The sequence below is a fragment of the Brenneria sp. L3-3C-1 genome (assembly GCF_016456245.1).
Taxonomy (GTDB): Bacteria; Pseudomonadota; Gammaproteobacteria; order Enterobacterales; family Enterobacteriaceae; genus Brenneria.
Map to the genome: position 1 here is coordinate 477,702 of NZ_JAEMHF010000002.1, position 22,641 is coordinate 500,342.

Annotated in this window: 16 protein-coding genes; 4 read left to right on the forward strand and 12 right to left on the reverse strand. The window is 54.8% G+C overall.

Features of this window, described 5'->3' with window-relative positions; translation table 11 throughout:
* Positions 1-34: 34 nt before the first annotated feature.
* From recD to rppH, 12 genes are all read right to left on the reverse strand, one after another.
* A complete protein-coding gene (gene recD, locus JG725_RS08620) occupies positions 35-1,900 on the reverse strand; it encodes an exodeoxyribonuclease V subunit alpha (protein ID WP_199377603.1) in 1,866 nt (621 codons plus the stop codon).
* On the reverse strand, positions 1,893-5,441 hold the full coding sequence (gene recB / locus JG725_RS08625; RefSeq protein ID WP_199377604.1) for an exodeoxyribonuclease V subunit beta: 3,549 nt from the start codon (positions 5,439-5,441) through the stop codon (positions 1,893-1,895). Before recB ends, recD begins: the two co-directional genes overlap by 8 nt.
* On the reverse strand, positions 5,438-8,398 hold the full coding sequence (gene ptrA / locus JG725_RS08630) for a pitrilysin (RefSeq protein ID WP_199377606.1): 2,961 nt from the start codon (positions 8,396-8,398) through the stop codon (positions 5,438-5,440). The genes recB and ptrA overlap by 4 nt, the downstream gene beginning before the upstream one ends.
* Positions 8,399-8,441: 43 nt before the next feature.
* Positions 8,442-11,831 (reverse strand): exodeoxyribonuclease V subunit gamma, encoded by a 3,390-nt coding sequence (gene recC, locus JG725_RS08635; protein ID WP_199377608.1) that lies wholly within the window; start codon positions 11,829-11,831, stop codon positions 8,442-8,444.
* Positions 11,832-11,867: 36 nt separating this feature from the next.
* Entirely contained in the window at positions 11,868-12,254 is a 387-nt protein-coding gene (locus JG725_RS08640; RefSeq protein WP_233356383.1) for a prepilin-type N-terminal cleavage/methylation domain-containing protein, read from the reverse strand.
* Positions 12,241-12,696, reverse strand: a complete 456-nt coding sequence (locus JG725_RS08645; RefSeq protein ID WP_172289592.1) for a YgdB family protein — start codon at positions 12,694-12,696, stop codon at positions 12,241-12,243. The genes JG725_RS08640 and JG725_RS08645 overlap by 14 nt, the downstream gene beginning before the upstream one ends.
* Positions 12,693-13,268, reverse strand: coding sequence for a prepilin peptidase-dependent protein (locus tag JG725_RS08650; RefSeq protein ID WP_172289591.1), 576 nt, complete (start codon positions 13,266-13,268; stop codon positions 12,693-12,695). The genes JG725_RS08645 and JG725_RS08650 overlap by 4 nt, the downstream gene beginning before the upstream one ends.
* Entirely contained in the window at positions 13,262-13,795 is a 534-nt protein-coding gene (locus JG725_RS08655; protein ID WP_199377610.1) for a prepilin peptidase-dependent protein, read from the reverse strand. Before JG725_RS08655 ends, JG725_RS08650 begins: the two co-directional genes overlap by 7 nt.
* Positions 13,796-13,974: 179 nt before the next feature.
* Positions 13,975-14,769 (reverse strand): thymidylate synthase, encoded by a 795-nt coding sequence (gene thyA, locus JG725_RS08660; protein ID WP_199377612.1) that lies wholly within the window; start codon positions 14,767-14,769, stop codon positions 13,975-13,977.
* A gap of 36 nt (positions 14,770-14,805) precedes the next feature.
* The gene (lgt, locus tag JG725_RS08665; protein WP_172289588.1) at positions 14,806-15,669 is read right to left on the reverse strand and encodes a prolipoprotein diacylglyceryl transferase; all 864 of its coding nucleotides are present in this window, start codon (positions 15,667-15,669) and stop codon (positions 14,806-14,808) included.
* A gap of 301 nt (positions 15,670-15,970) precedes the next feature.
* Positions 15,971-18,217, reverse strand: coding sequence for a phosphoenolpyruvate--protein phosphotransferase (gene ptsP, locus JG725_RS08670; protein WP_199377614.1), 2,247 nt, complete (start codon positions 18,215-18,217; stop codon positions 15,971-15,973).
* 12 nt (positions 18,218-18,229) lie between these two features.
* Entirely contained in the window at positions 18,230-18,763 is a 534-nt protein-coding gene (gene rppH / locus JG725_RS08675) for an RNA pyrophosphohydrolase (RefSeq protein ID WP_172289586.1), read from the reverse strand.
* 699 nt (positions 18,764-19,462) lie between these two features.
* Between rppH and mutH the strand changes: the two genes are divergently transcribed.
* The 4 genes from mutH (at position 19,463) to JG725_RS08695 (ending at position 22,513) form a co-directional block, all read left to right on the forward strand.
* Positions 19,463-20,149, forward strand: a complete 687-nt coding sequence (gene mutH, locus JG725_RS08680; RefSeq protein ID WP_172289585.1) for a DNA mismatch repair endonuclease MutH — start codon at positions 19,463-19,465, stop codon at positions 20,147-20,149.
* 81 nt (positions 20,150-20,230) lie between these two features.
* Positions 20,231-20,953 (forward strand): TerC family protein, encoded by a 723-nt coding sequence (locus JG725_RS08685; RefSeq protein ID WP_172289584.1) that lies wholly within the window; start codon positions 20,231-20,233, stop codon positions 20,951-20,953.
* Between the two features lie 153 nt (positions 20,954-21,106).
* Positions 21,107-21,325, forward strand: coding sequence for a YgdI/YgdR family lipoprotein (locus JG725_RS08690; protein ID WP_172290015.1), 219 nt, complete (start codon positions 21,107-21,109; stop codon positions 21,323-21,325).
* A gap of 147 nt (positions 21,326-21,472) precedes the next feature.
* Positions 21,473-22,513: an NADP(H)-dependent aldo-keto reductase gene (locus JG725_RS08695; RefSeq protein WP_172289583.1), complete on the forward strand. Its 1,041-nt coding sequence runs from the start codon at positions 21,473-21,475 to the stop codon at positions 22,511-22,513.
* Positions 22,514-22,641 lie beyond the last annotated feature (128 nt).

Sequence of the window (22,641 nt, forward strand, 5' to 3'; positions counted from 1 at the left end):
CACATGCAGCTTGAAGTATGATGGGTATATAAGCCTAATCATTCTCGCCGGATACAATCAGGTTTATTCGCTCCACCAGCCCGCTGTGTCGCTGGGTCGGCGTTTTCACCGCCCGACACAAAATCTTCGTATCGCCATATAACGAAAGGCGCTGACGGGCCCGGGTGATGGCGGTATAAACCAGCTCCCGCGTCAACACCGGCAGGTACTGATTCGGCAATACCAGTGCGGTATGCTCAAACTCCGACCCTTGCGATTTATGTACCGTCATGGCATAAGCGGTGTCATGCGGCGGCAAACGGCTGGGGGCCACCGCCTTGGTTTTTCCATTCGGTAACTGGAAATAGACCCGCAGTTCAGCATGTTCACTCAACATGGCAATACCGATATCACCATTAAATAATCCCAACACCGCATCATTACGTTCGATCATTACCGGGCGGCCGACATACCAGCGATTGAGTGGATTGCGGCTACGCTGAATCAGCCCGGTTTTATGCAACGCCTGTTCGATTCGCTGATTAAGCCCCGCGACGCCAAATGGCCCCTCGCGCAGGGCACACAGTTGACGATAACGCTGGAAAGCCAGCAGAACCGCTTCCGGACTGGCGCCGGAGGCAAGAAGTTGTAGATAATCACGGTAGCCTTCAACCCCCTGAGCCAGCATCCGTCGGTAATCTTCCGTTTCCTCCAGCGGGTGACGGGCGATATCCGTAAACGTACCGTTCAAAACAGCAAGAACACGCCGCTCGTCACCGTTATTTACCGCCAGCGCCAGTTGCCCAATACCAGAATGCCGATCAAAGCGATAGCTCCTGCGCAGCAGACAAATGCCGTCTCCCACGCTCGCCGGGCTTTCCGCTCCATTATCGTCCAACCGGCAACCGGTCAACCGCTGTAGCTGTTGCGCTCTGGCGCTGCTATACCCCGCTTCGGCAAAACGACAGATATCCCCCAGCACCGCCCCCGCCTCGACCGACGCCAGTTGATCGCGATCGCCCAGCAAGATAACTCTAGCCTGCCCAGGCAGCGCGGCAATCAGGTTAGCCATCATCGGCAGATCCACCATCGAGGCTTCATCCACCACCAGCACATCAAGATGCAGCGGGTTCCCCTGATGATGACGCAAACGCTGGCTGTCCGGCACCGCCCCCAATAAGCGGTGAAGCGTTGTTGCTTCCTGTGGAAAACAACCGCGATGAACCTGGCTCAACGAGAGGTTATTCAACGCCGCGCCCAGCGACTCCGTCAAACGCGCGGCAGCTTTGCCCGTCGGCGCAGCCAGTTGAATACGCAACGCCCCCTCCGTATTAAGCTGAATCAAAGCGGCCAGCAGTTTGGCGACCGTGGTGGTCTTCCCGGTGCCAGGGCCACCAGAGATGATAGCGATGCGCCGGGTCAAGGCCACCGCGGCGGCAACTTTCTGCCAGTCAATCTCGTTGCCGATAGCGGGGAACAGCGTATCAAGCACCGCACGGATAGCGGGTTCATCGACCGGGAAATGGTGATCTTGACGGGCAATAAACCGCGCCACCTGCCCTTCGCTCTGCCAGCTGCGCTGCAAATAGAGCTTTTCCCGCCGTAACACCAGCGGCGTCGGACGGCTGCCATCGCCGACCGCCGGGGAGCCGAGTAAATGTTGTCGCCAGCCGGCGATATCCGGCTGACCGGCGGCCGCCAACAGTAACTGCGCCAGTTCGCGATCGCGCCCATCAAACAGCAGCGCAGACTGTAACGTATCCAGCGGCAGGCAAACATTCCCGGCACCTGACTGAGCACTCAGACAGGCCGCGGCCAACAGTAAATGAGGGTGGTCATCGTCTGCCAGCATTCTGGCGAACTGAATATCCAATGGGCGCAGAAGCCGACGCTGCAATGCCGTTTCGAGTAATTCAAGCATGACTGGCATCCTGTACCGGCGTTCCGTCAAACAGTTGATCCAACCCGGTGATAAACGCTTCCGGCGGACGGAAATAAAACACCCCGTTACCGGGGTAACGGTCATCGACACCACGCAGAAACAGGTAAAATACACCGCCAAAATGGCGTTCATAATCATAGTCCGCGATGCGGTGACGCAGGTAGCGGTGCAGCGCCAGACTATAAAGCTGATACTGCAAGTCATAACGGTGCGCGGCCATTGCCTGCATCATGGCAGGCTGCGTGTAGGCGCTGGCATCGGCCCCCAGCCAGTTGGACTTATAATCCAGCAGGTAATAGCGTCCTTCCCAGCAGAACACCAAATCGATAAACCCCTTCAGCATACCCTGAACCTGCTGAAACGACAGGGGCGGACATTGCGCGGACAAAGGATCATATCGCTTCGCCAGACGATCGAACTGTACCGCCTGCATCGGCGCCTGAATCGGCAAATAAAACTGTAGTTCCGCCTGCTTATGCCGGGCATCCAACGCCGACAATGTTATACCTTCATCATTCAACGGCGTGGTCAACACGGTGTCCATCCATTGGCGCAGTGTCGGATGCCAGAGATCTTCCAGCCCCTGCGCTTGCAGTTGTTCCGCCAGCCATGTTTCATCGACCGGTTGCGTAAAATCCAGCGTTTCAAACAGACTATGTAAAAACGTACCGGGACTCGCGCCTCGCGGGAAAGTATGCGGGGTGAACAGCGTTTCCCGCTCCCCCTGACGCTCCCCCATCGCTTCAATATCCAGACGCGGCATCAGTTCCTGTACGGCGGAAGAACCATGCTGCTGCAAACCGGAATAACTGGTCACCCGCCAGCCATCACGCAGCATTCGAACGCTGCGCCGCGCCAGTAGTTCAGGCCGGTCAGACACGCCGGGTTGCCAGGCGATTTCATCGCCAGGCTGTACCGGAGTTAATGCCACACCGTCCCCCGCCATTCCTTCAAGCTCGGTCACCAGCGCCGCCGCATCCATCTCTTTGCCGCGTTGGAGCAAATATCCAAGCGCACTCAGGTGCATGTCGCTGCTTGCATCTTTCTTGCGTGTGCGCTGAAGTGGCGCGACCCCGACGCTACAGTGATAGATGGAACGGGTAAGCGCCACGTACAATAAGCGCAAATCCTCCGCCAGACGTTCTTCTTCAGCCAATGACTGGCTTTCCTCACCGTTATGGAGATCCAGAAAAGCCTGATAACTGCTTCTGTCGTGGTAAACCCCTTGTGACTGCACCCGAAAATTGCTGATAAACGGCAGCCAGACCAGCGGATATTCCAGTCCTTTTGATTTATGAATAGTCACGATCTGTACCAGATGACGATCGCTTTCCAGGCGGAGCTGCTGGTTCTCCGCCTGCGGATTGGGCTGGGTGATCTGCTGCGATAGCCAGCGCACTAATGCGTGCTCGCTGTCCAGCGCCGATGAAGCATCCTGCAATAACTCACCGATGTGCAGAATATCCGTCAACCGTCGCTCGCCATCGACGCTGGCGAGCAGATTCTCCGCCAGTTGGTGGCGGTTCATGATCGCCCGCAGCATCGGCAATACGCCGCGTTGACGCCAGAGCGCGCGATAACCAGCGAATTCATCAACCAGGGCATCCCACGCCGCTTCGCTGCGGCTTAATGCATCTACCGCCCGCGCGTCCAACCCCATCAGAGAGGTCGCCATTGCGCTACGTAGCGTTCTTTCCTGCTCCGGCGTCAGTACCGCCTGCAACAGCCACAACAGGTCACGGGCTTCCGGCGTGGTGAAAACGCTGTCACGGTTAGAAAGATAAACCGATGGGATCGCCAGCCTGCTGAGCGCATCGCGCACCAGCGCAGCTTCATGACGGCTGCGCACCAAAACGCTCATATCAGAGGCCTGAACCAGACGCCTCGCTTTACCGGTTTCCAGCCAAGCCTCATTTCGCTGGCTGGCGGCCAGCCAGTCGCGGATCTGCGCGGCGCACTGCCGGGCCATTAACTGCTGATAGTCGCCAACGCCAATGGACTCTGCGCCCGTCAGCCACAACTGAAGCGCAGGCTGCGGCTCGCCTGCCACATTAAAAACCAGATCGCGTTTCGGCGCGGCGGGTTCGACGGCAAGAAAAGGGATGTCCTTAAAAATAAAAGGATGGTCAATTCGCTGAAATAAACGGTTCACGCCCCGAACCATCTGATGCGACGAACGCCAGTTGGTGTCCAGCGTATAGTGGGCGCTTACCTCAGAACGGGCGCGCATATAGGTGAAAATATCCGCCCCGCGGAATGCATAAATCGCCTGTTTCGGATCGCCGATCAACAGCAGGCCACACTGCAGCTGGCCGAGATACAGCGTGCGGAAAATCCGGTACTGCTGGGGATCGGTATCCTGAAATTCGTCGATCATCGCGACGGGATAGCGTTCACGAATTGAACCCGCCAGCAGTTCACTTCCAGGCTGCTGCAACGCTTCATCCAGTCGGCTCAGTAAGTCATCAAACCCTAACTCCGCCCGCTGGCGTTTTTCTTCCCGCACCGATCGGCGAATCTCGCTCAACGCCCGCACCATCACTAAATCACGCAGCGAGAGAGAGGCGCTGAGCAATCTGTCGGTTGCCTCAAATACGGCATGTACCGGCGGTTCGCCTTTTTTGGTTTTCTCCGCCAGCGTCTGTTGACTGAACCTGTCCAGCTCTTTCGGCAACTGATAATCCTGCGTTTGCTGTTCGGCCCACAGCGTCACTTTCTGCAACCAGTTGGGCAGATTTTTACTGCTGTAGCTGCGTTTATCCACACCAGATGCGCCGATCAGCGCCCCCAGATCCGCTGAGGCGGCCAGCCACTGCCGCTTGAAATCATCAATAGCGGCAGTAATCTTCTGGTGCCGGCTCAGCAGCGTCTCATCCTCCTCCGGGGGATGACGAAAAACCGGACTTTCGCCCTGCAAGTATGGCATCAGGTCAGCCAGTAAACTCTCCGGCCCATTCCATTCCAGCCCCACCACTCGCGCCACCTCCACCGGCAGCGGATAACAATAGCGACGCCAGAAATCGGCACAGGCCTGACGACGCAACGGCTGTTCATCCTCTATCAGTTCCTGCTCAAACAAAACGCCGGACTCAAAGGCATTAGTGCTTAACATTCGCTGACAAAATCCATGAATGGTGTAGATGGCGGCTTCATCCATCTGGCGTTCGGCGCCAAGCAGTATGTCGGCCGCGCCGCCATGATCCTGGAGCTCATCCAGCAGCAAGGTAAGCAGCGGATCCTGACTGCCCCCACGAATACAGGCAATACGCAGCGCGTGGATCTTCTCACGGATACGCTCACGCAGTTCTTCCGTGGCTGCCTCAGTAAAGGTCACCACCAGAATTTCTTCCACCAGCAACGGACGCGGGTAAGCGGACTGCCGCCCCAACCCCAGCAGTAAACGTAAATAAAGCGCAGCCAGCGTGTAAGTTTTCCCCGTCCCTGCCGACGCCTCAATCAGCCGCTCCCCCAGAAGCGGCAACGTCAGGACGTTCAATGATTGCGGCGCGGCATGCTTCATTTTTGCGTACCCTTGCCGACCGATGCGCCGCTATTCAGGGTAGACTCGCTCTGCAACCCGCTCGTGGCGCTCATCGCCGGCGCTTGCTGTAATGGCAGCGTTTTCTGCAACGAAGAGGTGTCAGGATAGGTATGCCAACCCTGTGGCGCAGCATACTCCGCCTGACCATGATGGCTGCCGGAGATTTGCGACAATACCGCCAGCCCTTCAGGCTTCAGCGTCTGCCGGAAGAAATCAGCCAGTTGCGTCACCGTCAGCGGCTTAATTTCGGCAATCAGCTTCTCACGGGTATCAAACGCAAAATTCTCCCGATCCAGATCGTTGGTAAAGCGTCCGACTTCTTCACTGAGCGTTTGCGGACGCTGGCTGAGTTCATTAATCACGCCCTGTTTGTACTGCGCAAAATCTTCAGCCTTCATCGCCCGCAGCCGGTTTTGCGCTTTTTGGTAGAAATCCTGATAGCGCGGATACAGATAGGCAGGCTGTTTACTGTTGCTTTGCAGCAGGAAACCCATCCCCCATTGCCGCCCGACGGACATCGGGAAAGCAAACACCGCATACCCCAACTGCTCTTCCGTTCTTAGCTGACTGTAAAACCAGGGCTGAATAATCTGCCCCAGCACGGCGCTATAGGCCATGCTTTGAATTTCACTATATCCAGTCGGAATGTACACCGCCGCCAGCGCGGAGTCGGTGCTGCTGCCCGGACGCTGCAAATTGGCCCGCTGCGTTTTACGGATCTGCACCTCAGCGCTACGCCACAGGGTTTCTCCGCCACAGTTCAGGCGTTCTTTTAACGTCTGCGCCAGTTCCGTAACCTGCTCAGGCCGCAAGTTACCCACCACCAGCATTTCCGGCGTGGCCTTTTGCAACAACGCGTTTCGATAATCAACAATATCTTGCAAGCGGATATCTTTCAGCAAATTACGGCGTTCAGAACGTTCAGTATAAGGCACCTGCGACAGCGCCTGTATTGGCTGTATGGCTTGTTCAAACGCTTTCGCTTTTTCCGCCGAGTCCAACTGTTGCAAATACCAGGATTTAGCCTGCTGAAGCTGTTCTTCCGTCGAGGCGAAAGAGGAATAGCCCTCCACCAGCGCCAGTAAAAGCTGGGGCAGCCGCTGGGTATAGCCATTGGCGTTGATCACCAAACCATCATTGCTGGAGGTGGAAAAGCTGATGCCGCCCACTGACGCCTGATAGCTCAGCTCATCCAACGCCAGACCGGCCAGATAATCATTCAGCGCGAACAGAACCTGATTGCGCGCCGAGCTGCGGGCTTCTTTATTGCGCAACAGCAGCGTGATATCCGCCTTGGGTTCGTCGGCGAAATAGCGGCTGGGCATATACATCACCCGCAACCCGGGCTGTTGCAGCAACATTTTCGGATGCGTAATGCCGGTATCCGCCTCGATCAGGGAAAAGTCGTCCGGGATGTAGGGATTGATGGCGGGTAAGGCCAGTGAGATGTTCCGCCCCAGTTTTTGCCATTTGGCGAACGTCGCCTCGGAGACTTTGTCGACCTGATAAGGCGCGTCAACAAAATAGGCCACTTTGTTGTGGGGTTCATCCGGGCCGATCAGCCAGATGCGGGCATTCTGCGGCGTCATATAATCCAGCCGTTCGGCGATGGCTTGCGGATCGTAGCGATCGGCCAGATACATGGCATCCAGCGTATGCTCTACCGGCACCCGCAACATGGTGTCCACCAGCCATTCAATATAATCCATATCGCGGCTGATAGAGGGATAGCGGAAATCCAGATCCAGCACATTGGCTATCTCATCAAAATAGCGCTGCTGGATGCCTTCCCGACGCACCAGTTGCAGGTAATTGAAGATTGCCGCAATGACGTCATCGCGCTGCGCCAGCCCTTTATCCGTTAACGATGCGGAAATCGCAAAGATGCCGCCGTTGCGATCGATAACCGGGTCCGCCCCTGCGCCAATCGATTCAACCAATCCTTCTTTTTGCAACCAGTCCGATAGCGTGTTCTGGCTGCGGTTACCGATCAAATAACCGATATAGGTGTCCGTTTTGCTGCGAAACGCCTGGCTGTTGTTTTCCACCCGGAACTCAATCCGCAGCTGTTTGCGTGGCTGGGCCGGGACATAGTGGATCATGATGCCGCGCTGTTTTTCGGTGGTTACCGGTACGGTAATCGGCGCAATGCCGGCATCATGATTGGCAATACGGCCAAAGGTCTCCGCGGCCAGTTTTGCCAGCGCCGGTAAAGGCTGATTACTGTAAATCACGCCTTTCATCAGATTGGCCGAGTAATAACGCTGATAAAACTTCACCAGTTCGTCATGCAGCTTGCTGCCTGGCTTATCGCTCAAGGTGTCGAGGTTGCCGCCGGAGAATCGCGAACCGGGATGCGCCGGATTCAATGTCTCCGCCCCCACCTGCGCCATGCGATGACCATCGCGGGAGCGCGCCATGGTCAGTTCCGCATTCACCGCATTGCGTTCGCGATCGGCGTTAACCGGATCAAGCAAGGGTTCAGCGATGGCATCCGCCAGACGATCGACCGCCGGTTGCAGCGCGTCATTTTCCACTTCCAGGTAGAACGCCGTGCGGTACGACGCCGTGCTGGCATTGTGGCTGCCGCCGTGTTTTTTCAGGAACTCAGACAACGCTTCCGGCTGTGGATAGCGCTTGGAACCCATCAAAACCATATGTTCGAGATAATGAGCCAGCCCTAACTGATTATCCGGATCTTCCAGCGATCCGACCGGCAATGCCAGTGAGGCCAGGGATTTTGTCGCCTGCGGATCGGAAACCAACAGTACGGTCATTCCGTTATCCAGTTTTATCGCCTGATACTGGCGTGGATCTTTCTCACTTTTACGAATCGTTTGCGCCAGCGGCTGCCAACCGGTTTCCGCCCAACTTAACGGAAGCCAGAAAGTGAGTAAAAAAAACAATCCGGTCATCCAGATAAACTGCTTACGCATGCATTTCTCCATAGCCTTCACGTCAACCAACTTTTTATATAAATCAAACCAGATTAGAACGGATTGGCGGCAGCAACCAGGTTTGCGCCGCTTCAATAACCTCATCCATACGCCTTTCATCCAACTCACGAACAATCCGCTGTAGGTAATAATCCTCGCTCTCGCCCATCATACCCATATTGCCCTGCCAGGCCTGTAGAAGCTTGGCTCGCGCCTTACCTTGCGTTTCTTCATCCCAGAGGATCCTGTCGCCGTCACGGTCATAGCATTGGGTTAACCACGCGCTGCCCGACTTATTCAGCAGCAATAACGGCTTATTCATCCCTTGCTGATACCCCTCCAGCATCAGTTGCAGATATTCCCTTGCCTGCCCGACCGGTATGGAGGCAAAACGCCAGAGGGTTTTCTCACGCCCGAACATCCGGCTTTCTCCCTGACCGCCAGCCAGGCACCAGACCAGATGTTCCAGCCATAAGGTAATGCCGTCCGTCATTGACAATTTACCCGGCCGCCAGCGTATCAGCCCATCGTGCTGCACCTGAGCCAGCCAACCGCTGACACGCACGCCGTCAAGCCTGATATCCACCTCCAGACTGTCTGCCTTGCCCGGCGTCAGCTCTGCGCATATGCGTTCAGCCAGGCCTGACATTTCCTGTTGCTGAGCCTGCCAGTATAGTTCGCCAAAAGCGCCATACGGCAGCCCGCCCGCCGCGCGGATACGACGATATAATCGCTCAGGATCGCCCTGTGCTATCAGGGTATTAAGCAATTCGGTATTCAACTGATAGCGGCTTAGGTTATCCACGGTAAAGGGCTCTTCATCAAGCAGATCATCATTTTGCAGCATGAAATTCACCCCCAGCCGCAGTTGGAAGAAAGCCCGGATCGGATGACGATAAAAACGCTTCAGGTCATCCAGACTGATGTCGGTATAACGTTCCAGGGGCAGTTCCCGATCGAAATCAGGTTGCGATTGCCCCTGTCTGTTTGCCGCCGCCAGCCATTCCGCAGCAAAACTCAGCGGCGCAGGAGGAAGAAAATTTTGCGCATCGAACGGCATACGGCTGTGCTCATGACACAAATGGCGTGCGACGCGTTCCGCGCTGGTATCAATATCGCAATCCTTGTCTTGCGGCAGATAATAACTTTGCGCAATGTATTCCATCAGTTCACTGACCAATACGGATGGATAGCGACGGGTATTGTCCTGTATCGAGCGGCCTATATAGCTGATATACAGTTTGTGCTGCGCCGAGAGCAACGCTTCCAGAAACAGATAGCGGTCGTCATCACGCCGGCTGCGATCGCCACGCTTAAATTTCCTCCCCATCAGATCAAAACCAAGCGGCGGCAACGTCCGTGGGTATACGCCGTCGTTCATTCCCAGCAGGCATACCACTTTAAATGGGATGGAACGCATCGGCATCAGCGTACAAAAGTTGATGGCGCCGGCCAGAAAGCGCTGGCTGAGCCGCTCCTGATCGAGCCTGCGGGAAAGTTCGTCTCGCAACAGCGAAACCGGCACCAGCTGTGGATAGCGGGCCGCCGTTCCCATACTGATAATGTGCTGCCACTGTTTTTCAATCAGCGTCAAGGCGGCTTCGGTATCACTGTCCGCGTAAAAAAAAGTATCAATCAGTTGCCGACATAAAGGCAGCCATTCGGTCAGGGTTCGGGGCTGCTGCAAACGGTGGCGCCATTGGTTAAGCTTCATTAAGAGTTCAGCCAACTGACCGGCCAGCTCGGCTATCAGGCCGCTGGATTCGTCATAGGGCAACACGCCTTGCCAGTCGCCCGTAGTGCTGTCCATCGCATAGCCCAGCAACATTCTTGTCAACCCGAAACGCCAGGTATGCTGTCCTGTTGCCGGCAGCATCAGGTCGCGCACGTTGTCATCATCCAGCCCCCAGCGAATACCGGATTCCACCACCCACAGGCGCAAACGCCGCAGCCCTTCTTCCTGAATGCCAAAACGTGCCGCCAGCGCAGGCACTTCCAGCAAGGCCAGCACCTGTTCAGCGGTAAAGCGGCTGTTGGGCAAATCAAGCAGGCTAATCACCGCCGGTAACGCAGGGTGAGCATGCCGTACCCGCTGATCGGAAATGGCGAAAGGCAGATAGCGATCTTCCGCGGCATTGCCAAACACGGCCTGAATAAACGGCGTATAGCTATCGATATCCGCCATCATGACGATAATGTCGCGGGGAGTCAGCTCCGGGTGATCGGCCATCATGGCAAGGAGTTGATCGTGCAGCACTTCAACTTCCCGCTGCGGGCTATGGCAGGCATGCAAATCAATGGTTCGATCGCCAGGATCCAACTGACGTTTTCGAGTACTGGTTTCCAGAGAGGCTTTACTCAGCGCCACCACGCTGTGATCTTCCAACTCCAGGATATCACGCTGTATGGTTCGCAGCAGATTATCGGTATCCAGATCGACAAAAGCATCCACTTCCTGCACATCATCAAGCTCAGCCAGCAGATAAAGATGATCGCGGCCCAACTTCCCCCAGGAAGCGAGCAGCGGGTTATTCACCCACTGTTCGCCTTCGGTATCAAACAGCGCATCAACCTGTTGCGCATCGCGGAACAATGGACGGTAATCTGCCGACTGAGCGTTATCCCAGCAATGCAGTCGTCGGCTGCGGGTTTTCAGCCTGGCCAGAAACTTGTAATCCTGAATGTCGCTCCAGTAATCGCGACAGGGATTGGTGAACAGCAGGTGAACATCACTATGCCGGGCCAGCGCCCGCAATGCCTGCAAATACACCGGCGGCAAAGCGGAAATACCGCAGATAAATATCCGCGGCGGCAGCCCGGTCGGACAGGTTTTCGCCTGCTCCAGTTTTTTGATAAAACGCTGGTACAGATTGGCATGGTGCCACTCAGGCTGGCCCAGTTCACGGGTATAGTTCAACAGCGCACACCATGACGCCGCCTGCCACTGTTGGTTGCTCCCCAGACCGTCAACCTGTTTTCCCTGTTGCCACAGGTCTATCCACTCTGGACGGTAAATCAGATACTGATCGAAAAGGTCGGCAATACGCCCGGCAAGCTGATGCAGTTTACGCTGGTCGCCATCCTCATGTAGATAATGACGCAAGGAAGCAAAAGCGGGCTGCTCCAATTGTTCAGGCAACAGGTGCATCAATTTCCAGGTCATCGAATCTTTACTGAACGCGCTTTCTTTCGGGATATCCGGCAGAATATGACGGCACATGTCCCACAGAAAAACGCCGGGCAGCGGAAAATGGATATTGGCCGCAATACCGAAATGCTCAGCCAGCTCAATCTGTAACCACTGCGCCATCCCGGGGCTTTGCACCAGAATAACTTCCCGCTGAAAGGGATCTTGCAGAGGCTGACGTTTAATCAGCTCAACCATCAGCCGTTTTAAGATATCCAACTGATTTGAATGATAAACCGTAAACATCCTGCTCCTGTCCCGCTGATTATACTTTGTTGCCCGTTACGGATGATGTCGCGCGGCGAAGTCGCTCGCCGTCCGGCAAAACCAACGCGTAAGCTGCGCCTGATAATGCCGCGGCGTGATTGCCGTCGCCGTCACCTTGCGACATTCCGCACTCTGCGCCTGTTCCGACAGCGTGAATCGCCATCCGCCTCCCGTCGCTAATGCATCGTACTTCATTGCTTCATACGCCGCCAATTGCTGGTCGGCCAGCCGCCATGCCTGACGCTGCTGCCATTGATGATTGAACGACTGTTGCAATACCTGATGATATTGCAGCAGCCCAATCAGCGACACCGCCAACAGTAACGCCGCCACCAGCGTTTCCGGCAGGCTAAAGCCATTCTGCTGAAGCGGCCGCCCCCGGCGCGCCCTATTCCGAATCAGCACAGTGAGCCGCATCCTTATCCGGACAAAAATCCAGCCAGCCATGCGACACAGGCCGCAGCGTAGCATTCGCCGACGCCGAGGTTAACAATACGACTCTCTGATATAACACCAGCGGACGCGACTGCGCAGGGATTCTCCCCTCGCCGCGCAACAGCCACCGCCCCTCATCAGAGGCCTTTTTCAGGCAGGCCTTCAAATCCTCCGTCGCCAGTATCTGACATTGCCAGCCTGCTTCCGTTGCGCGCCAACGCAGACTCATCGCCCAATTCAAAGAGGACAGCGCCTGATTAAAGGCGCGCAGATAATGGCGCTCATCATTCCCCATCCGTACTGCCGCATCCAGTTGGCGCTGCAAACCGGACATGAGCAGTAGTCCGACGATGGATATCAGCATCACCATCGCCAGCGTTCCGCCGCCGGACTGCGAAGCCTTTTTCATTGATTGCGCCCGACGATCAGACGGGTGATTTTCCGCCGAACAACCGGCCGTTTCGTCCAGTAGCCGGCCAGTTGCAGCTCATACAGAACCACGCCCGGGCGCTCGGCCAGACGTTGCAGACGGAACTGCGTGAGCGCCACTTCCCGTGGATCAAACAGTTTTTCCCAGCGGTCGCCCTGACAATGATGAACCCCGCTTTGAATCTCCAATGCGCCGGCGCGCAGACGATAGCCAAATGATTCGGCATCCTGCTGCTCTCCCCCGTCCCAAACACCGTTACGGTTTAAATCATAGGATACATTCAAACAGCTTTGCGGCGCTTCCCCGGGATACTGCCCAATGCTGAGCGCGCGCCCCCGGCATTCGCCGGCACAAAAACCGGCTCGCCGCAGATCTTTTTCAATGCCGGAGACAACCTGACTGAACAACTGCTCCAGCCGGAAATGCTGGGCGCTGTTCTGGCTTTGCGCACGCAATATCGGATACAGCTGTGCCGCAGACAGCATAATCAGGCTGCTCAGGCTGAGCGCCAGCAGAACCTCCGCCAGCGTGAATCCCTGTTCCCTTAGCATAACGGGATAGCCAGAACCGGCTGCGCTTCGCTGCACAAACGCATACGGCCGCGTACGGATATCACCAACCGCGACCGCCCGGCCGGATTCGTCAGCGTAATGTGTCCGGCCTGGGCGGCATTGCGCAAACCGTAAAACGCAAAGGTATCGCTGGTGGATCGCAATACGGAGATATCATTATTGGCGCGCATAAACTGCTGTCCATCGCTTTCACAACAAATATGGTTTTCATCGCCGCCCGCGCCGCAACCGCTCATCTTATCGCTGCCGCCCGCCGCGCCGTTTATGCACCAGTATTCATCCTGCCGTACAAGCCGAACCGTCCGGGTTTCATTATGCCAATACGCATTGGCCTGAATCCGGTTTAAATAATCCAATAGTTGCTGCGCGTTCTGCTCCAGACGCAATGCCTGTTGATAACCGCCCCAGCTATGCAAGCCGCCGCCAGCCAGTAGCGCCACAATGGTCAGAACCATCAATAATTCAAGCAAGGTAAACCCCCGCGGTTGTCGGTTAACTGTTTTCATGCCGACAGTGTAGAAATTTTAGTGAGTCAATACAGGGGATTAACGGCGTTATACGAGAAGACGCGCAATGTTTTATTGCAACGATGAAACGGGGGAAATAAAGCGGCGAGGAGAAAGGAAAAACGCGAAAAAAGTAAAGCGATAAGGGCCGTGGAAGCGGCCCTGCAAACCCGTCGACCTCAAATAGCCACCGGCGCTTTAATCGGCGGATGCGGATCGTAACCCTCGATTTCAAAATCTTCAAAACGGTAATCAAACAGCGTATCGGGACGGCGTTTGATCACCAGCTTCGGCAAGGCCCGCGGTTCGCGGCTCAGTTGCAGATGCGTTTGTTCCATATGGTTGTTGTAGAGATGGGTATCGCCGCCCGTCCAGACAAAGTCTCCGACTTCCAGGTCGCACTGCTGCGCCACCATATGCACCAGTAAGGCATAGCTGGCGATGTTGAAAGGCAAACCGAGGAACACGTCGCACGAGCGCTGATAAAGCTGGCAGGATAATTTACCATCGGCAACGTAGAACTGGAAAAACGCGTGGCACGGCGCCAGCGCCATCTTGTCCAGCTCCCCCACGTTCCAGGCGGAAACAATAATGCGGCGAGAGTCGGGATCCTGTTTCAACTGGGTAAGCACTTTTTTCAACTGGTCGATCTGACGACCGTCGGCCGCGCCCCAGGCGCGCCATTGTTTGCCGTAGACCGGGCCGAGATCGCCGTTTTCATCCGCCCATTCGTCCCAGATACTGACATTGTTATCATGCAGATACGCCACATTGGTGTCGCCATTCAGGAACCACAGCAGCTCATGAATGATTGAGCGCAGGTGGCAGCGCTTGGTCGTGACCAGAGGAAAACCGTCCTGTAAATTGAAACGCATCTGATGGCCGAAAATCGACAGCGTACCGGTGCCCGTGCGATCGGCTTTCGGCGTCCCTTCCTCAAGCACTTTTTTCATCAGATCCAGATACTGTTTCATACTACCTCACCACGAATATTAAAGAATTACGGCTGATTATTGCTGTGCCGGCCGACGATAGGCCCAGACCATCAACACAACCCCGGCTATCACCATCGGTATCGACAGAATTTGCCCCATGCTGAAGATATTGCTGAATAACCCCAGTTGCGCATCGGGCTGGCGGAAAAACTCTGAAATGATACGGAATACGCCATAGCCGATCAGGAATAACCCAGAAACGCTGCCCATCGGACGCGGTTTACGGATAAACAGATTCAGTATGATAAACAGAACGATGCCCTCAAGCAGCATCTGATATAACTGAGAAGGATGCCGCGGCAGCATGCCGTACTGATTAAAAATCGCCTGCCACTGAGGATTACCGACCGCCAGCGCCAGATCTTCGCTGCGTGAACCCGGAAACAACATCGCCCACGGCGTATCGGTGGTAACGCGTCCCCACAGTTCGCCGTTGATAAAGTTACCCAGACGCCCGGCCCCCAGACCGAATGGGATAAGCGGCGCAATAAAGTCAGCCACCTGAAAGAAATGGCGTTTGGTTCGACGGGCAAACCACAACATCACGCAGATCACGCCGACCAGACCACCATGGAATGACATTCCGCCATCCCAGACTTTAAACAGATAGAGCGGGTTATCCAGAAACGACGGCAACGCATAGAACAGCACATAGCCCAGGCGGCCGCCGATAAATACCCCGAGGAAGCCGATATACAGCAGGTTTTCGACTTCGTCTTTGGTCCAGCCGCTGCCCGGTTTGTTGGCGCGACGCACCGCCAGCCACATGGCAAACACAAACCCAACCAAATACATCAGTCCATACCAGTGCAAGGCCACCGGGCCGATGGAAAAAATCACCGGATCAAACTGAGGAAACGCCAGATAGCTTGTCGTCATAGTTCACCACATATTTTGTTTTATTGTTCCCGGCTACGGGGCTATTAATATGCCGAGGCAGGAATCAGCCCTGACTTATGACACCATCCGATATCAGGAACCGTCGCCGATACAGCGGTAGCGGCCTAAGCCCGGGCATTTCGATCCAGACGCGATTAAGGTTGTCATCACCGCATTTCTCATCTTTTTCCTGCAAACCGCGGTGGCGAATCATAGCATAGCGCGCCGGGTAGGTTGCTTATCCGGCAGGGAAAAGTTCTGTAAAATATTTTATGCGGCAAGGGAATAGCGAGATCGGCAATCAGCGTCCGCCGCGGATCAGCCCCCCCAGCCCGCGCTCTTCAATAAAGATCGATGCCCATTGCCTTACTTCGCTGGCGCTCTGCGCCTTCAGCAAGGTTTCAACCAGCGCCTGCGCCTCGGATAAATCGATCTGCCGCAGCAGATATTTAATCCTCGCCACGCTGCGGCCATTCATACTCAGCGTGCGATATCCCAGCCCCATCAGCATTAATGCGCCCAGCGGTTCCCCCGCCATCTCGCCGCATACCGACGCTTCGATATTGTGATGCCGGCACGCACTTGCAATCACATGCAACGCCTGTAGCATCGCCGGATGCAGGCTGTCATACAGAGAAGCGACATGGGCGTTGTTACGATCCACCGCCAGTAAATACTGGGTAAGATCGTTGGTTCCAACGGAAACAAAATCGACGCGTGAAGCCAGATGCGACAGCAGAAAGATCATCGACGGCACTTCGATCATAATGCCGATACGGGGTTTGGGCTGAGGGAAGCCCAGCAGTTCCTCAACTTCAGCAGCGGCCTGGTCGATCAAACGACGCGCTTCATCAATTTCATCCACACTGCTTACCATCGGCAACAGAATATTCAGATTGCCGATATGCGCATTCGCCCGCAGCATGGCGCGCACCTGAATTAAAAATATTTCCGGCTGATCGAGGGTAATACGAATACCGCGCCAGCCAAGGCACGGATTCTCTTCACTGATGGGCAGATAGGGCAACGGCTTGTCGGCGCCGATATCCAACGTACGCAATATCACCTGACGCGAGGGATAGAGCCGTAACATGCGTTGATATTGGGCCATTTGTTCATCTTCAGACGGAAAACCGCTCTGAAGCATAAAAGGGATCTCAGTTCGATACAGACCTACGCCATCAACCTGATTAATAAAAAGTTTTTCATGTTCTGCGCTCAAGCCGGCATTCAGCATCACCTGAATACGCTCACCGCTTTTCAAGACGGCCGGGCGCTCCATATCGCCTTCCGCCAAACGGGTTAGCTCATTTTCCTCAATCAACAGACGTTGATATTCCTGCACCAATACCGGTTCAGGATCCACCAACAGTTCGCCGCGATAACCATCAATAATCAACAACCGCTGATGCAGCAGCTCAGGCTGAATATCCGCGCCGACCAGGGTGGGGATCCCCATGGCCCGAACCAGAATGGCGGCATGGGAATTTGCCGCGCCATCGTATACCACGACTCCCGCCAGCCGCTCCGGGGGCAGCTCCGCCAGCAGGGTGGCCGTGAGTTCATCGGCCACCAGAATGAACCGATGGGGCCATTGCCCGATACTTTGCGCATTATCGTCAAGATGGAACAGCAGCCGCTGTCCCAAAGCACGCAAATCGCCGGCGCGCTCGCGCAGATAGGTGTCCTGCAAATTGGCGAACTGCGCCGCAAAACGCTCAATCACCAGCTTGACCGCCCATTGCGCCGCGTGACCGGCATCCACTTCCTGAAACAGCTCACGCTTTAGACGGGCGTCATTCAGCAGGTGAGAATACAAGTCGAAAATGGCCGCGCTCTCTTTTTGCGCGCTGGCGCTAAAACGTTTACTGAAGCGCCGAAACTCCGCCGTGGCGTCCTCTAACGCCTGCGTTAACCGGGCGCGCTCGCGCTCGCTATCCAGACTGGAAGCCGGAAAAACCTGATCCAGAGAAGGTTGGCTGCAATCCTGCCAGCCGGGGGCGATGGCCACGCCGGGCGAGGCCGCCAGCGCCTTGATTCGCGTCTGACGGTATTGACTGAACAGCGTTTTAATCTGCGCCTGGGAAAGAATGGCCGCCATCTGCGTGGCCAGCGTCACCATAAACGACTCTTCGTTTTTATCAAACTGTCGGTGTTCGCGCTGCTGCACCACCAAAACCCCCAGCAGTTGACGGCGATGGATAACCGGCACGCCCAGGAAAGAGCGGAAGTGCTGTTCTTTTACGGCAGGAATATATTTGAAACTGGGATGGGTGCGGGCATCCGCCAGATTAATCGGCTCGGCGCGTTGCCCCACCAGGCCGACCACCCCCTGACCGAATGCCAGCGTGACGGTGCGCCCGCGTGGTTTCTTCAACCCGCGCGTCGCCATCAGGTAGTAACATTGGTGATCGCGATCGGCCAGATAAATCGAACAGACTTCCGTGTCCATTGCCTGGCAGGTTTCATTGACCAGAATGTCCAGCGCATCATCAAGGCGGGCCGCCGCCGCTACTTTTTCGACAATTTCTCGCAAGCGCGTGAGCATGATGTGCCTGAATTACCCTCTCTTTCGCCGGGAGCCGGACGGCGGCGCAGTCCGGGCAGCAGTATTCTCCTGAAGTTGTATCACCGGGCTGATAAATTCCTTCATCACCCGACGATAAACATCACGTTTGAAAGAAACGACCTGACGTACCGGATACCAGTAACTGACCCAACGCCAGCCATCAAACTCAGGCGTGCCACTGCTTTGCATATTGATATCCGACTCATTACACATCAACTGTAGCAGAAACCATTTTTGCTTTTGGCCGATACATACCGGTTTTGTATCCCAACGCACCAAACGTTTTGGTAATTTATAACGTAACCAGTTGCGGGTAGATGCCAGAATCCGGACATCTTTTTTCTTTAATCCCACTTCTTCGAACAGTTCACGGTACATCGCCTGCTCCGCGCTTTCACCGGGGTTAATTCCCCCCTGTGGAAACTGCCAGGAGTGCTGACCGTAACGACGGGCCCACAAGACCTGTCCCTGCCGATTACAAATTACAATACCAACATTCGGGCGGTAGCCATCATCATCGATCACCGACTACCTCGATAGACTTATAATGCAAAGATGACCTGATTGTTTCACACTCCCGGCAGACGGTAAACTACTGCTTGGCTCAGTTATCTTTATAATAAGGTATGGATAACCCACAGATCTCCTCGAAGTTATAAACATGTTAAGTCCCACACTCGCGGTTTATTCACTATTTCTGTGGACATCTTTGTGTAGAACCCATGAAAAAGTGAGCACAACCTATTTCCGCATGGGTAATGAGCATCTCAACCAGATAAAAAATAATCCTTTATTTTCATCATATTAAATCATTAATCAGCGGTAAAACCACCGTCAAAGATCCTGATTAAATTATTATCATCACAATACTGGCGAAAGATCGCTCTATACCGATTTTATCCACAGGACATCATCGCAAATCAGATAAAAAACCGGCAAAAACAGCAAAACCGGCGCGCGTCAAGGCTGTAAATCAAACCAGTAATCCGTATTTATACCGGTTATCCAAGAAATCTGTGGATAAGCTAGTGTAAGATCCTGTTCATTGTCGGTGTCTACAGGTGCACAGTTTATGAAAATAAGAGACGAGGATGGTTATCGCAGCAAAAAAAATCGCTAAGAATCATGCTATTATTGATTTCCTCAACAGATCTTCTGACTGTGCGTTAATGTTTTTCTACCGCTGTGTTTTTTTTGAGCGGAAAAAATCGGACGATATACTTTATGAATTCACCCTCCGTTCTTACTACCCCGCCGCTTAGCGAACAGGAATTGTTGCTACGGGCGCAGTCGCTTGCCGGTTATAATCTGGCTGAACTGGCGGACATCGCGCAACTGCCGCTGCCGGCGAATCTGAAGCGGGACAAAGGCTGGATTGGCACGCTGCTGGAGCGTTTTCTGGGCGCCAGCGCGGGCAGTAAACCCGAGCAGGATTTCCCCGATATCGGTATTGAACTGAAGACCATTCCCATTGATGAGCAAGGCAGGCCGCTGGAAACCACGTTTGTATGCGTGGCGCCGTTAACCGGCAATAGCGGCGTAACATGGGAAAGCAGCCACGTTCGGCACAAGCTGGCGCGGGTATTGTGGATCCCGGTGGAAGGCTCCCGGCCGATCCCTTTGGGCGAGCGGCGCATCGGCGCGCCGCTGATCTGGAGCCCCAGCCGGGAAGAGGAAGATCGGCTGCGCCGCGACTGGGAAGAGTTGATGGATCTGATCGTGCTCGGCCAGGTGGAAAGTATCACCGCACGCCACGGTGAAGTGCTACAATTACGCCCCAAAGCGGCAAATAGCCGTGCCCTGACGGAAGCGATTGGTGAATTCGGGCAACCCATCCTGACCCTGCCCCGTGGATTCTACCTGAAGAAAACATTCACGGCTCCCCTATTGGCGCGCCATTTTCTGCTGTAATCAACCACGCTTTCTCTTGCCTGTTCACTTGTCTGACAGCGTATAATACCGTTTACATTTCGTTTAAGGTGCATTGATATAATGTTTGATTGGATTGTTGATCCGAATGCCTGGTTGGCACTGGGAACGCTGACTATTCTGGAAATCGTTCTTGGTATCGACAACATCATTTTCCTGTCGTTGGTGGTCGCCAAACTCCCCAAAGCCCAACAGAATAAAGCCCGTCGGATCGGCCTTATGGGCGCCATGCTGATGCGTCTGGGGTTGCTGGCCTCGATTGCCTGGGTTATCCGCCTGACCAACCCGCTGTTTACCGTATTCGGCAATGACATTTCCACTCGCGATCTGATCCTGTTTTTCGGCGGGCTGTTCCTGATCTGGAAGTCGAGCAAGGAAATTCACGAAACGGTGGAGGGGGGATCGGAAGATCACGTCTCACAGGTGCATTCATTTTTTGGGGCGATCGTGCAAATCATGCTGCTGGATATCATCTTTAGCCTGGATTCGGTGATTACCGCCGTCGGCCTGTCCGACCATCTGTTTATTATGATGGCGGCGGTGATTATCGCGGTCGGCGTGATGATGTTTTCCGCCCGGGCCATCGGCGAATTCGTTGAGCGACACCCGTCGGTCAAAATGCTGGCGCTGTCGTTCCTGATATTGGTCGGCTTCACGTTGATTCTGGAAAGCGTCGAGATTCATGTGCCGAAAGGCTACATCTACTTCGCCATGTTCTTCTCCATGTCGGTGGAAGCGCTGAATCTGCTGCGCGGCAAAAAAGCCAAAACAACGCAAACGCATTGAGCCTGTCCGGGCGGCATCGCCGCCGCCCGGATTACATCGCGTTGCCCGCTTCATTATTCATTTTTTCCATTATTCTTACTTAATCCTTACCGACTATTTGCTAGACTCATTCGAGAATCTTCAATTTTTTTGCTGTAATGACGGGTAAGTATGATGAAAGTTCGGATCAAAATAGCGATAGCGTTGGCGTTGCTGTTCACCCTCAGCGGCTGTTCCAGCCACTATGTCATGGCGACCAAACAAGGGCAGATGCTGCTGACGCAAAGCAAGCCGGAATTGGATAAAGACACCGGAATGCTCAGTTACGTTGATGAACAAGGCAATAAGAAACAGATTAACCGTGATGATATTTCGCAGATCATTGAGCGTTGATTTTCGAATTGATTCTTTTATCCCGCGGCCCCGGCCGCCCATGTCGAATATATAAAGACGCTTCCCCACATGACCCGGCTTCGTTATAGTCAAATGCTGGCGCGTAAATACGCGCCCGGCTATTTTCAGACATAAAGGAAGCTGGCAATGCTATATCACCGTATTCCCCACAGTTCTTTAGAAGTGAGTGTGCTGGGCCTCGGCACGATGACCTTTGGCGAACAAAACAGTGAAGCTGAAGCTCATGCCCAATTGGATCTCGCCATTGCCGCAGGGGTCAACCTGATTGATACAGCAGAAATGTATCCGGTGCCCCCACGCCCGGAAACTCAGGGATTAACCGAAAGCTATATTGGCTCCTGGCTGAAATCCCGCGGTGGACGCGAAAAAATCATTCTGGCCAGCAAGGTCGCCGGGCCGGTGCGCGGTAACGATAGCGGTATCCGTCCTCAGCAGGCGCTGGATCGTAAAAATATCCGTGATGCGCTGGACGCCAGCCTGACCCGCCTGAACACCGACTATATCGACTTATATCAACTGCACTGGCCGCAGCGACAAACCAACTGCTTCGGTAAACTGGGCTATCAATATACGGATGAAAAGCCCGCGGTTACATTATTGGAAACGCTGGAAGCGCTGAATGAGCAGGTTCGGGCGGGTAAAATTCGCTATATCGGCGTTTCCAACGAAACTCCGTGGGGCGTGATGCGTTATCTGCATCTGGCGGAAAAACACGATCTGCCGCGCATCGTTTCCATTCAGAATCCCTACAATCTGCTGAACCGCAGTTTCGAAGTCGGCCTGGCGGAAATCAGCCAGCATGAAGGCATCGAGCTGTTGGCCTACTCCGCGCTGGCGTTTGGTACGCTGACCGGGAAATACCTGAATGGCGCCAGACCGGCCGGCGCGCGTAACACGCTTTACAGCCGCTTTGTGCGCTATACCGCCGAGCATACCCAACTGGCGATTGCTGAATATGTGGCGCTGGCGCAAAAGCACGCTCTGGATCCCGCACAAATGGCGCTGGCCTTCGTCCGCCAGCAACCGTTTGTCGCCACGACGCTGCTGGGCGCAACCTCAGTCGATCAGTTGCAGATCAATCTGGACAGCCAGAACCTGACGCTGGACGGTGAAATACTGGATGAACTGGACGCTATCCACCGTCGCTTTACCTATCCCGCCCCCTGAGCAGAGAGCGTTTTAATGACACCGCTGAGGCGGTGTCACAGTTTGAGCGTGATATATCACGCTGCGCTGTCGGATAGTCATGGTTAATTTAAGCGAAAAAGACCGTTACCGTTTATCTTTCCCGCTGA

Excerpts from the sequence above, each read along its gene's own strand:
- recD (WP_199377603.1), bottom strand. The coding sequence starts at position 1,900 with ATGCTTGAATTACTCGAAACGGCATTGCAGCGTCGGCTTCTGCGCCCA.
- recB (WP_199377604.1), bottom strand. The coding sequence starts at position 5,441 with ATGAAGCATGCCGCGCCGCAATCATTGAACGTCCTGACGTTGCCGCTT.
- ptrA (WP_199377606.1), bottom strand. The coding sequence starts at position 8,398 with ATGCGTAAGCAGTTTATCTGGATGACCGGATTGTTTTTTTTACTCACT.
- recC (WP_199377608.1), bottom strand. The coding sequence starts at position 11,831 with ATGTTTACGGTTTATCATTCAAATCAGTTGGATATCTTAAAACGGCTG.
- JG725_RS08645 (WP_172289592.1), bottom strand. The coding sequence starts at position 12,696 with ATGAAAAAGGCTTCGCAGTCCGGCGGCGGAACGCTGGCGATGGTGATG.
- JG725_RS08650 (WP_172289591.1), bottom strand. The coding sequence starts at position 13,268 with ATGCTAAGGGAACAGGGATTCACGCTGGCGGAGGTTCTGCTGGCGCTC.
- JG725_RS08655 (WP_199377610.1), bottom strand. The coding sequence starts at position 13,795 with ATGAAAACAGTTAACCGACAACCGCGGGGGTTTACCTTGCTTGAATTA.
- thyA (WP_199377612.1), bottom strand. The coding sequence starts at position 14,769 with ATGAAACAGTATCTGGATCTGATGAAAAAAGTGCTTGAGGAAGGGACG.
- lgt (WP_172289588.1), bottom strand. The coding sequence starts at position 15,669 with ATGACGACAAGCTATCTGGCGTTTCCTCAGTTTGATCCGGTGATTTTT.
- ptsP (WP_199377614.1), bottom strand. The coding sequence starts at position 18,217 with ATGCTCACGCGCTTGCGAGAAATTGTCGAAAAAGTAGCGGCGGCGGCC.
- mutH (WP_172289585.1), top strand. The coding sequence starts at position 19,463 with ATGAATTCACCCTCCGTTCTTACTACCCCGCCGCTTAGCGAACAGGAA.
- JG725_RS08685 (WP_172289584.1), top strand. The coding sequence starts at position 20,231 with ATGTTTGATTGGATTGTTGATCCGAATGCCTGGTTGGCACTGGGAACG.
- JG725_RS08690 (WP_172290015.1), top strand. The coding sequence starts at position 21,107 with ATGAAAGTTCGGATCAAAATAGCGATAGCGTTGGCGTTGCTGTTCACC.
- JG725_RS08695 (WP_172289583.1), top strand. The coding sequence starts at position 21,473 with ATGCTATATCACCGTATTCCCCACAGTTCTTTAGAAGTGAGTGTGCTG.